6 protein-coding genes are annotated in these 12,826 nt (G+C 56.9%); 5 read left to right on the top strand and 1 reads right to left on the bottom strand.

Annotated features, from left to right (window positions below):
* The first annotated feature begins 148 nt into the window (after positions 1 to 148).
* Complete coding sequence (locus BBDE_RS07945; protein WP_003839249.1) at positions 149 to 1,384, top strand: MFS transporter; 1,236 nt, start codon at positions 149 to 151, stop codon at positions 1,382 to 1,384.
* A 48-nt stretch (positions 1,385 to 1,432) separates the two neighbouring features.
* Positions 1,433 to 2,446, top strand: coding sequence for a LacI family DNA-binding transcriptional regulator (locus tag BBDE_RS07940; RefSeq protein ID WP_003839251.1), 1,014 nt, complete (start codon positions 1,433 to 1,435; stop codon positions 2,444 to 2,446).
* A gap of 23 nt (positions 2,447 to 2,469) precedes the next feature.
* Here BBDE_RS07940 and BBDE_RS07935 read toward each other — a convergent pair whose 3' ends face one another.
* Positions 2,470 to 5,580, bottom strand: a complete 3,111-nt coding sequence (locus tag BBDE_RS07935; RefSeq protein ID WP_003839253.1) for a glycoside hydrolase family 2 TIM barrel-domain containing protein — start codon at positions 5,578 to 5,580, stop codon at positions 2,470 to 2,472.
* 321 nt (positions 5,581 to 5,901) lie between these two features.
* Between BBDE_RS07935 and BBDE_RS07930 the strand changes: the two genes are divergently transcribed.
* The 3 genes from BBDE_RS07930 (at position 5,902) to BBDE_RS07920 (ending at position 12,791) form a co-directional block, all read left to right on the top strand.
* A complete protein-coding gene (locus BBDE_RS07930; RefSeq protein WP_012902382.1) occupies positions 5,902 to 7,356 on the top strand; it encodes a glycoside-pentoside-hexuronide (GPH):cation symporter in 1,455 nt (484 codons plus the stop codon).
* A 383-nt stretch (positions 7,357 to 7,739) separates the two neighbouring features.
* Positions 7,740 to 11,066, top strand: coding sequence for a mupirocin-resistant isoleucine--tRNA ligase (gene ileS, locus BBDE_RS07925; protein ID WP_012902381.1), 3,327 nt, complete (start codon positions 7,740 to 7,742; stop codon positions 11,064 to 11,066).
* Between the two features lie 552 nt (positions 11,067 to 11,618).
* Positions 11,619 to 12,791, top strand: coding sequence for an ATP-binding protein (locus tag BBDE_RS07920; RefSeq protein WP_003839260.1), 1,173 nt, complete (start codon positions 11,619 to 11,621; stop codon positions 12,789 to 12,791).
* The last annotated feature ends 35 nt before the right edge of the window (positions 12,792 to 12,826 follow it).

The following is a 12,826-nucleotide window of genomic DNA, read 5'->3' as shown; positions in this document are numbered from 1 at the left end:
GCTTTCGATGGGTTTTCCGTTCAATGCAATACGATTTTGCTATTTACAAACGATTCAATGATATCGCATCGTGTGTTCTGAATGCTGATAAATATTACTCTTTTCATGTAAAGAAGAAGATTTTCTACATTGATGGAGAGATACGAATATGGCATCGCACCGCTTGTTCACGCTTCCCGTGGCCATTCTGGTCTTTCAGAGTTTTCTGCTCGGTACCAGCGAATTCATCATCGTGGGCGTACTTCCCGACATTGCCTCCGATCTCAACATTGCCGTGACCATGGTGGGTAATCTTGTGGCTATCTTCGCGTTCGTGTATGCGCCGCTCACACCGATTGGCGCCGCGATCTGTTCGAAATTCCAGCGATTCCGTGCACTGATCGCATTGTTGCTTGTATTTCTTGCCGGCAATGTGATCTGCACCTTTGCCGTGAACTATCCGATGCTGCTGCTTGCTCGCGTGGTCACCGCCTCCGTTTCGGGAGTGCTTGTGGCGGTGGCGCTCACCTTCGGACCGGACGTCACGAGTCGTGAAAACCAGCCGAGATACATGTCATGGGTGTTCTCCGGATTTTCCATCGCCTCCGTGTTCGGCATGCCGATGGGTACGTGGATTGCGGGGTTGGCGGGTTGGCGTACCAGTTTCGTCGTCATCGACGTGTTGACGGTAGTCATGATCGGCGTCATGTTCGTGGTGTTGCCGAAGCGTTCCGTGCCTTCGCAGGTGGGTATTCTCGGCCAATTCAAGCTGTTCTCCGACCGTCGAATCATCCTCGGCGTGCTCACTGTGGTGTTCGGCCTCGCCTCGAGCTATGTGTGGTACACCTACCTGACACCCATGTTTACCAACGAATTGCATGTGCCGGCGGCCTATGTGAGCGTCGCGCTCGTGGCGTTCGGCGCTTGTTGCCTGTGGAGCAACCTGTACAGCGGCAAGCTCGCCACGCGTGGCACCGGCATTTGGCCGCTCGTCGGCATGAGCAAGGCCTACGCATTGCAGTTCGTGTGCATGCTGCTACTTCCCTTTGCCACGGCGAACGCGATGCTTGGATCGGTGTTGCTGGTGGTTCTGGGTCTTACGATCTATCTGCAGAACTCGCCTTCGCAGGTGCTGTATTCATATGTGGCCGAAACCGGCTATCCCGGCTGCGGCACGCTTGCCTCGTCGTTGAACTCCACGTCCTGCAACCTCGGTATTGCGCTCGGTTCCGCAGTTGGTGGCGTGGCCTACGATGCCGCCGGATTGCGTTGGCTCGGTCCTGTCGGCGCCGTGTTCGCCGCATTGGCGGTACTGATGACGGTATTGTTGAAAGTCAATGACGGACGGCGTGCGATAAGATCGCACGATAGGGTGCACTTGATTACCAATCTGATAGGAAGATGAGGTACCCTGATTCGGTAAAGCTTTTACTTCACCGAATGAGGAACATCGATGGCGACCATCAAGGAAATCGCAAGACGGACGGGATTCTCGCAAGCTACGGTATCTCGGTTGCTGAATGGAGATCCCACATTATCCGTCCGCGAGGAGACGCGTCGCAAGATCATTCAGGTCAGCGAGGAACTTGGCTACAGCATGCAGACCAAACGCATCGTGATTCCGCATGAGGTGGCCTTGCTTGACAACGAGGAATCCAATGAGGCGTTGCGTGATTCCTATTTCACTGATCTGCGTGCGGCACTCGAACGCAATGCTGGGCAGCAGCGTATGGAACTGACCGTGTTCCGCGATCTTGACGATATGATTGCCGAAAGTAGCGGATTTGACGGCTTTATGTCGATCGGTGCCGACCGGATCGTCGAAGAGGATCTGGAACGGTTGCATGATGCCATGCCGTATGGCGTGTTCATCGACGTGAATCCAGCGCCGGGTCTGTTTGATTCCGTACAGCCTGACCTGCAGCAGACCGTGCATGATGCCGTTGCGGCTTGTGCGGCGAAGGGAATGAAACGTGTCGGGTTCATTGGCGGCAAAGGCTGCCTAATGAACTTCTATGAGCTGGACGAAGAGAATCGCGCCACCTATTTTCGGCGTGAAGTCAAGCGTTTCGGATTGGACGCCGAGGGTCTGATCTATTCGGATGGCCTGTTTACCGTGGAGAACGGCCGCAGGCTTGGCGAACGGTTCGTGCACGATCACAACGGTGCGCTGCCGGACGCGGTGATCATCGCCGCCGATGTGATTGCGGTCGGCGTATTGCAGGCCTTCAATGCCTCCGGAGTGCTTGTGCCGCGCGACATCAGCGTGATCAGCATCAACAACCAGATGATTGCCCAGCTTACGTCACCGCCTTTGAGCACATTCGCCATCGACCAGAGCGAGCTTGCCCGCGTGGCGATCCTGACTTTGGCGGATGCCATCGCGGGCAAGCGAACCATCCGCCAGCACGCCTATCTGTCGACCTCGTTGGTCGTACGTGACAGCTTCGTGCCGGCGGAACGGTGACTTTCAGCCGTTGTGATGCCGTATCAGAACAGCTCCAGCATCACATCAAGCGTGAGCGGTCGATCGGCCGGTAGCTGGAACCGCTCATGCACCGGTGCGCCCCACGAATCGTCGCCGCCGACGCCCATCTGCGCTGCAAGCAGACGCAGGAACATGTGACGTGGGGTTGGCAGCTCCTCCTGATGGGTCGCCTCTTCCAGCATCAACGTGCTGTAGGGCAGCAGGCTTGCCGCGAAGTGTTCGTCGCCGGCTTGGCTCACACGCATGCCGTGGCCATGGCGGTCGGTCACCTCAATCCAGCGCAGCCCCTCATGATTGCCGGTTTCCTGCGGCACCAGATACGGTGCGTTGTCTGCTTCGGCAGTGCTCTCGAACACGCCGAGCTTGGCGCCGTGCAGGCGGTCACGATAGGTTTCGGCCGGTCCCAGACCGTAGAAGCGCAGGTTCGAATACTCGACCGGCAGCATCCATTCCATGCCGAACGCCGGTAGCGAAGCCGCTTCGATGCCGCCCGGATAGGTGAGGGTCAGATGGATTCGCCCGTCTTCCAACAGCTCGTAGCGTGCGGTGACCTTCGTGCGTTGCGCGATTGCCAGTTCATACGTGTACGTGCCGACGATCGTATTGCCATCACGGACGATTTCGGTACCGACCGTCTTGGCGTAACGGCCGGCAGCGAACCATTGTGCACGGTCGAAGCCGGAGGCATTGCCGCGGTCGTTGTCGGTCAGAGGACGGAACGTCAGCAGGCTCGGCTTGCGCGAAAGCATTTCATGGCCATCGCGGGTGAAGGAGACGAGTCCTCCCTGTGCCTTGGATAGCAATGCCTCGCGGCCGCCCGCCTTCACGCCGGCGTTCCAGCGTCCGTCGGTGACCGTCACATCATGCGTGTGGCCGTCGGTCATCGCGGCGGCATCGGTGTCGGCGGCATCGTTGAAGACCTGCACATGCTGCCCGAACGTCAGCTCGAATCCGGCCGGAGCCCAGGCGGTGGCCTCGGCCAGCCGCTGATCGACCTCGTACGTCACCTCGATCGAACCATTCGGCAACTCCTCGTCGCAACGGCTCGCCATCAGATCGGACGCGGCAGGGAATGCAATGTCGAAACGTTCGCTCGCACCGGCCGCCACGTCGAAGCGATAGTCAGCCTGCCAGCGCTCCTCGCCGTTGATTAGCATACGCGCCGTGAATACGTAGTCGGCGGTGGAGACGAACAGATTCTCATTGCGAATCGTCACACCGTGCGCATCCGGCTTGATGTTCACGTTCGCATACAATTGCTTGACTTCCTGCGCCTTGGGGGAGGCAGTGCGGTCCGCGAAGATGATGCCGTCGCCGGAGAATTCGTAATCGTTCGGACGATCGTCCCAGTCGCCACCATACGTCAGGCGTTCGGTGCCGTCCGGCAGACGCTGGAAAAGCGCCTGGTCGATGTAATCCCAGATGAAGCCGCCCTGATACTGCTCGTAACGTTCCAGTTCGGTGTACAGATGCATGCCACCGACGGAGTTACCCATGGCATGCATGTATTCGCATGAGATATATGGTTTCTTCGGATTGGCTTCGAGATATTCCGCAATTTCCGCCGGCTTGGCATACATGCGGCTTTCCATGTCGGAAATGTCATCGAACTGACGGTTCCAGAACACGCCCTCGTAATGCACCGGACGCAGCGGATCGTTGGCGTGCGCGAAATCGCTCATCGCCTTGAACACCGTACCTGCATACGATTCGTTGCCCAACGACCAGATCACCACGGCCGGATGATTGTAGTCGCGGCGCATCATCGACTCGATGCGGTCCACGCATGCTTCCTGCCATTCGGATTTGCTGCCCGGCACGTTGGTGTCCGGCGTGACCGGGTCGCTCGGTGCGGTCCATGAACCATGCGTCTCGATATTGGTTTCGTCGATCATGTAGATGCCATACTCATCGCACAGCTCGTACCAGCGTTCCTGATTCGGATAGTGTGAGGTGCGCACGGCGTTGATGTTGTGCTGCTTGAAGAACGTGATGTCGTACAGCATGTCTTCCTCGTTCACCGCGCGGCCACGGCGGGCGTCGAACTCATGACGGTTCACGCCCTTGAACATGATGCGCTTGCCGTTGAGCTTCATCACGCCGTTTTCGATGGCGAAATGCCGGAAGCCGATGCGCTCGCGGCTGACTTCGATCACTGTGCCGTCCGCACCGTACAGCGTCAGGTCGAGCGTGTATAGATTCGGCTCTTCCGCACTCCACGGCTTGATGTTCGCGATTACGGCTTCCGTGGTGATCATTTCGTTTACCGGCAGTTGTTCGGACTGCCATGCGATGGTGCCATCGGTTCCGTACAGTGTTGCGACGGCCTTGGAAGCAGCGTCCGCATTGCTGATGGATGCGACGAAGGCGAGCGTCGCATCGCCGGTCGTGGCGTCGAAATCGGGGTCGATTTTCCAATCGCGTACGTGTGCGGCGGGGATGGCGGTGAGTTCGACGCTGCGATACAGTCCGTGCAGGCGCCAGAAGTCCTGGTCTTCGAGCCATGCTGCGCTACTGAATTCGAAGCATGCGACGGCAAGGGTGTTGTGGCCTTCCTGAATGGCATCGGTCACGTCGAATTCACTCGGTGTGAAGGAATCTTCGGCGTAGCCGATGAATGTACCGTTCAGCCACACGTAGATGGCGGTGGATGCGGCGTGGAAGGTGAGCGTGATCTGACGGTTTTCGCGGATGGCACGGGTCACGGATGCGGACGGCGTGAATTCCCTGCGGTACAGCGCCACGTGGTTGTGCTGCGGAATGTTCGGCTGCTGAGGATCCTCATGGCCGTCCCATGGGTATTGCACGTTGACGTATTGCGGTTTCAGCAAGCCCTTGGTTTCCAGATTCGATGGCACTTCGATGGATGAGAATCCGGATTCGGTGCATTGGGTCTGGGCGAAGTCGCTGGGGAATCCGGCTTCGGACATGTCGACGACCTTGACCTGCCATTGGCCATCAAGCCGTTGTTTGAGTCCGGTCGGCTCACCGGCGAGTGGCTTATGGTCGTAGCAATGGTGGCTGGAATGTGCCGGAAGGCGGTTGACCGCGAAAACGGTAGGATCGGTCAGCCACGATTCCTGTGCTTCGGTTGAGGAAAAGATATGCGACATGATCTGCCTGCTCTCTTTCTATAGTGTCACGGCTCTGTGCGAAGGATGTAAAATCCTTTACTGATAAATAGTAACTTTCGTTATCAAAACTCGCAAGTACGTACGTCATATGCGTGGCGTGGTGTGTTCATGTTTGCTTTGATGGTCGAATCAATCGTTGAACACACATGATATGTGGCATTTTCTATCATTATCGAACAAAATGCGACACGCCGGCGAAGTGTAATGATTAGTATCACATTTTACTTAACGAGGGTTAAGGCATATACTGATGCATGAGTCGAAGGAAGACTGCACGGAAACTTCTAAGGAGAAGTAACGATGGAAGAAACCCTCACCGTGGATAAGCAGGGCTCAAACCTGAAATCCCGTATGGCATATGCATTCGGCAACGTTGGCCAGTCTGCGTTCTACAACGCCCTGAGCACATACTTCATCGTGTATGTGACCAGCTCGCTGTTCGCAGGTGTCGACAAAGGCATCGCCACCAAACTCATCGGCATCATCACCAGCCTCGTCGTGATCATCCGCATCGCGGAGATCTTCATCGATCCGCTGCTGGGCAACATCATCGACAACACCAACACCAAGTGGGGCCGTTTCAAGCCGTGGCAGCTCATCGGAGGTACGGTCTCCGCATTGCTGCTCGTCGTGGTGTACACCGGCCTGTTCGGTCTGGTCAATGTCAACACCACTTGGTTCATCGTGCTGTTCGTGGTGGTGTTCATCGTGCTTGACGTGTTCTACTCGTTGCGCGACATCTCATACTGGGGCATGATCCCGGCGCTGTCGAACGACTCCCATGAGCGTTCCACCTATACCGCACTCGGCTCTTTCGGCGGTTCCATCGGCTACAACGGCCTGACCATCATCGTCATCCCGATCGTCACCTACTTCAGCTTCGTGTTCACCGGTAACCGGACGGAAAGCCAGAGTGGTTGGACCTGCTTCGCCATCATCGTGGCCATTCTCGGCATCCTGACCGTATGCTCCGTGGCGTTCGGCACCAAGGAAAGCTCCAGCACGTTGCGTGCCAACGCCGAGGAGAACGGCGGCCCGCTCGCCGCGTTCAAGGCCCTTGCCCAGAACGACCAGTTGCTGTGGGTCGCCCTGAGCTACCTGCTGTACGCCATCGCCAATGTGGCCACCACCGGCGTGCTCATGTACCTGTTCAAGTACATCCTCAACAATTCCAATGCATACTCCATCGTGGGCGTCATCCCGGTCATCACTGGTCTGATCATGGCTCCGGCATACCCGGTCCTCAACAAGCGCATTCCGCGCCGCTACCTGTATCTCGGCGGTATGGCGCTCATGATCATAGGCTATCTGCTGTTCATCATCGGCTCGTCCAGCCTGCCGATGGTCACCGTCGGACTGGTCTTCTTCTACCTGCCGCAGACCTTCATCCAGATGACCGCCATCCTGTCCCTGACCGACTCCATCGAATACGGCCAGCTGAAGAACGGCAAGCGCAACGAGGCCGTGACCCTGTCCGTGCGCCCGATGCTCGACAAGATTGCGGGTGCCTGCTCCAACGGCATCGTCGGCTTCGTGGCCGTGGCCGCCGGCATGATCGGCAACGCCACTGCCGCCGATATGACCGCCTCCAACATCCATACCTTCCAGATTTGCGCCTTCTATGTGCCGCTGGCCGTGATCGTGCTGAGCCTGCTCGTCTTTCTTTTCAAGGTGAAGATCAGCGAAAAGATGCACGATGACATCGTCAGGCAGCTCGAATCGCAGCTCGCGCAGGGGGAGCCGTCTGAGTCCTGATCGCAACCGGTATGCGATTCGTGGGTTGAGGGAGCCGCATGGTGGACGCCGTGCGGCTCTTTCCGTATGCAACGTTCATACGGCGTGCTAGGCTGAACTGCTGAAACGTATAGCAGTGATCCGTTATCAGCGGGGAGCTTCCGGAAGAACGGCGGCGATTGCAGGGGGCGTAAGTCCGTACAGTGCAATCGCAGGCTTAGTAGAGCCGGCGGGATCGGCCCGAACAGCCGAACGCAAGCGGTCGCAATCGCACTGTGCAGTATGCAGGGGATGGCGGCAAGCGAGGTGGTACCGCGGTGGCGGACGTGCGGCAATCGTGCGTAAGTCGTCGTCCTCGTAGGTAGTTAAGAAGAACAGGAAACCTGCCAAACGAGGAGCATACGGTGAGCGAAACCACCAATCATGTGTATCCGAAGGCTGCTGCCGGTGAGCAGAGCGCCAACGTCGCGCCGAACCCCAGCTTCCCGAAGCTGGAGGAGTCCGTGCTTGACTATTGGGAGAAGGACGATACCTTCGCCAAGTCCGTCGAGCGTCGTCCATCCGGAGATCACAGCCAGAATGAATTCGTTTTCTTCGACGGTCCGCCGTTCGCCAATGGTCTGCCGCATTATGGCCATCTGCTGACCGGCTATGCCAAGGATGTGATTCCGCGCTACCAGACCATGAAGGGCCGCAAGGTCAACCGCGTGTTCGGCTGGGATACGCACGGTCTGCCGGCCGAGCTCGAGGCGCAGAAGGAACTGGGCATCGACTCCGTCGACCAGATCAAGGAAATCGGCATCGACAAGTTCAACGACGCCTGCCGTGCCTCCGTGCTCAAGTACACCAATGAGTGGAAGGACTACGTGCACCGTCAGGCGCGCTGGGTCGATTTCGAGCATGGCTACAAGACCCTGAACATTCCGTACATGGAATCCGTGATGTGGGCCTTCAAGCAGCTGTATGACAAGGGCTTGGCCTATCAGGGCTACCGTGTGCTGCCGTATTGCCCGAAGGATCAGACGCCGCTTTCCGCACACGAGCTGCGTATGGACGCCGACGTGTACCAAGACCGTCAGGACACCACCGTGTCCGTGGCCGTGAAGCTGCGCGACGAGGAAGACGCCTACGCCGTATTCTGGACCACCACCCCGTGGACCGTTCCGACCAACTTCGCCATCGTGGTCGGCGCCGACATCGACTATGTCGAAGTACGTCCGACCGAAGGCAGGTTCGCCGGCAAGAAATTCTATCTGGGCAAGCCGCTGCTCGGCTCCTATGCCAAGGAGCTTGGCGAGAACTATGAGATCGTGCGCGAGCTCAAGGGTGCCGAGATGGAGGGTTGGCGCTACTATCCGGTCTTCCCGTATTTCGCTGGCGACGAGCATGCCGCCGAGGGTCAGGTTCCGGGGCCGGAAGGCTATCAGATTTTCACCGCCGATTACGTCGATACCGTCGAAGGTACGGGCCTCGTGCATCAGGCTCCGTACGGCGAGGACGATATGAACACGCTCAATGCCAAGGGCATCAAGAGCGTGGACGTGCTTGACGCGGGCTGTAAGTTCACGTCGCTGTGCCCGGATTACGAGGGTCAGTATGTGTTCGATGCGAATCTGCCGATTCTGCGTAACCTGCGTGCAGGCGATGGTCCGCTGGCCCGTGTGCCGGAGGACCAGCGCGCGATTCTCTTCCAGGAGAAGAGCTACGTGCACTCCTATCCGCACTGCTGGCGTTGCGCCACCCCGCTGATCTACAAGCCGGTGAGCTCTTGGTTCGTGTCCGTGACCAAGATCAAGGACCGTCTGCTCGAGCTCAACCAGCAGATCAACTGGATTCCGGACAACGTGAAGGATGGGCAGTTCGGCAAGTGGCTTGCCAATGCCCGCGACTGGTCCATCTCTCGTAACCGTTTCTGGGGTTCGCCGATTCCGGTGTGGGTATCCGACGATCCGAAGTATCCGCGCGTCGACGTGTATGGCTCGCTTGAGGAGCTGAAGGCCGACTTCGGTGATTATCCGCGCGATCATGAAGGCAATGTCAACATGCATCGCCCGTATATCGACGAACTGACCCGCGTCAACCCGGACGATCCGACCGGCAAGAGCCACATGCGCCGCATCACCGACGTAATGGACTGCTGGTTCGAATCCGGTTCCATGAGCTTCGCCCAGTACCACTATCCGTTCGAGAACAAGGAAACCTTCGAACAGCACTTCCCGTGTGACTACATCGTGGAATACATCGGCCAGACCCGTGGCTGGTTCTATGTGCTGCACATCATGGCCACCGCCCTGTTCGACAAGCCGGCATACAAGAACGTGATCTGCCACGGCATTGTGCTCGGTTCCGACGGTCAGAAGATGTCGAAGCATCTGCGCAACTATCCGGATGTGAACGGCGTGTTCAACGACTTCGGTTCCGACGCTATGCGTTGGTTCCTCATGAGTTCGCCGATCCTGCGTGGCGGCAACCTCATCGTGACCGCCGACGGCATCCGCGATACCGTACGTCAGGTGATGCTGCCGGTGTGGAGCTCCTACTATTTCTTCACCCTGTATGCCAACGCGGCTAATGGCGGTGCCGGTTTCGACGCTCGTTCGCTACGTGCCGACGAGGTTGCCGCCTTGCCGGAAATGGATCGTTACCTGCTGGCCCGCACCCGACGTCTGATCGAGAAGACCCAGGCTGCGCTGGATGACTTCCTGATTTCCGACGCCTGCGAAGCCGTGTCCGATTTCATCGACATGCTCACCAACTGGTACATTCGCAACAATCGCGACCGCTTCTGGAACGAGGACGAGAACGCGTTCAATACGCTGTACACCGTGCTTGAGGCATTCATGCGCGTAATCGCCCCGCTTGCTCCGATGGAGGCCGAAGCCGTGTGGCGTGGCCTGACCGGCGGCGAGTCCGTGCATCTGGCCGATTGGCCGTTCCTGGCTGATCCGACTTCTGGCGAGGCGACCGAACTTGGTCGCGTGCTGGTGGATGATCCGGCCTTGGTCGATGCTATGGAGAAGGTACGCGAGGTCGTTTCCAGCACGCTGTCCATGCGTAAGGCGAAGCAGATTCGCGTGCGCCAGCCGCTTTCCAAGCTGACTGTGATCGTCTCCGATCCTGATGCCGTTGCTGCCTACGCCGAAATCCTGAAGTCCGAGCTCAACGTCAAGGATGTCGAGCTGTGCACGCTTGAGGATGCCGAATCCCGCGGCCTGAAGATCATCAACGAGCTGCGCGTGAACGCCCGAGTCGCAGGTAAGCGTCTGCGCAAGGACGTGCAGTTTGCCATCAAGGCTTCCAAGTCCGGTGCCTGGCATGTCGATGCCTCCGGCGTGCCGGTGTGCGAGACTCCGAACGGTGAGATTGCACTGGAAGAGGGTGAATATGAGCTGATCAACAGCGTGGAGGAGAAGAACGCCGAAGAGGCCGCCAGCTCCGTGTCCGCTGCGCTGCCGACCGGTGGTTTCGTGATTCTCGACACCGAGTTGAACGACGACCTGATTGCCGAAGGCTATGCTCGCGACGTGATCCGTGCCGTGCAGGATGCCCGCAAGGCTGCCGATCTGGAGATCTCCGACCGTATTGCGTTGAAGCTGACCGTTCCGACGGGTGACGTGGCGAAGGTCGAGCAATTCAAGGATCTTGTGGCTTCCGAAACGCTTGCCACCTCCTTCGAGGTTGTGGCCGGCGCCGAGGGCTCCGAGTTGGCAGTTGAGGTTGCCAAGGCCTGAGCCGGGCTGTGAGGTTTATAACCTCATAATCTAGGCGGTGAGCCGTGTTCCGTGTGGGCGCGACTTGCCGCCTTTCGCATAGGGGCTTCCCATGTATGTATTTGCCGTCTATCTGCATGCCTGTTGGCTGGATTTGTGATTATTCAAACGTGCGGCTACAGTTATGCATTGGCTTTAAGCCCTACGACTTGATTTGTGTTCCGTGCGCATGTTCGGTCATGCATGCGGGAGCAGATCGTTGAGCGAATGGTTCTCAGTACCATCCATGTGAGTCAAGCACACATATGAGAAGCAGTCGCACTGCCGGAAGACGTGGACTATTGCGGATTAATTTCCGTAGTATCCGCCCTTCCGGTTTTCTTTTGTAGATTCTGTTTTTTTGTTGTGGGAACGTTCGGCGAGGTCTGGCATGCGTTGCGGCTCAGTAGGAATTGCATAATAGGAATGGTATAGATTGTAAAGTAGGAAAAGGAAAAATCGTAAAGTAGGAATGGTAGAATTTGTGAAATAACAAAACGAAGAATAGTAGGCTAGTGCACTGGAGGGGTTGGAATGTCCATGATTTCAAGAGGTCTGGAACAGGAGCTGTTGCAATCTGCCAGAGAGATGCCAGTACTTACTCTTACAGGGCCGAGGCAGAGTGGCAAGACCACGTTGGTGCGGGCATGTTTCCCTGATTATGAGTATGTGACGTTGGAGAATCCGGATGTACGTAGGGAATTCATGGACGATCCACGATATTTCCTGAAAAGATATTCGAATCACATCATCTTCGACGAAGCGCAGCGAACGCCGGAACTGTTCTCCTATCTGCAGGAGGCCGTTGACCGAACGAACGAACCCGGGCAGTTTGTGTTGACGGGTTCGCAAAACTTCCTGTTAATGAATACTATTTCGCAGACTCTTGCCGGACGGGTGGCGGTACGGTACCTGTTGCCTCTTGCGTATTCGGAACTATTGGAATCAAACGAGACTTGCGATGCCGCGAATTGGATTTTCAAAGGCGGATATCCGCGTTTATATGACGGAGATATCCGAATCGCCAATTTCTATGGCGACTACCTTTCGACATATGTGGAACGGGATGTGCGTAACGAATTAGGTGTGCGCAAGATTGCGGGTTTCGACCGTTTCGTGCATTATGCCGCGCACCAATGCGGAAAGTCATTTAATGCGACGAGTTTTGCTGAAGCATGCGGCATCAGCAGACTGACTGCCAATGATTGGATGTCGGTACTGGAGTCGAGCTTCATTGCGTTCCGTATGTTGCCGTATTACAAGAATTACGGCAAGCAGTTGGTAAAAGCGCCGAAGATGTATTTCTACGATACGGGACTTGCTGCGAATCTGATTGGCTTAGATGCTGCGGACGATTTGCGCAATGGTGAGATGTGGGGAAATATGTTCGAGAACGCCGTTGCGGTGGAGATTGTGAAGCAGTATTACATGCGAGGCAGTGAGCCTAAACTTTACTATTGGCGCGATAATAAGGGTTTGGAGATTGATTTTATTGTCGAAAAAGGTGGTAGGCCTCAATACGTAATCGAGGTGAAGGCCTCCAGTACCTACGACGTGCACGCATGGGCCAACATCGATAAGCTGGCTGACGCCATGGAGATCGATACGAATCACAGAATTTTGGTATATGGAGGCGAGGAACGGTTCGAGACACGGCATGGGCGTGTTCTGCGACTATGCGATCTAGCTGAATTGATGGATGTCTAGCTTCTGCGACTAGACGGCTAGAGGCTTGTTCCACG

It is taken from the genome of Bifidobacterium dentium JCM 1195 = DSM 20436 (genome assembly GCF_001042595.1).
Classification (GTDB): domain Bacteria; phylum Actinomycetota; class Actinomycetes; order Actinomycetales; family Bifidobacteriaceae; genus Bifidobacterium; species Bifidobacterium dentium.
The sequence above is the reverse complement of the archived record's forward strand: the minus strand, read 5'-3'. Positions and strand labels throughout refer to the sequence as shown.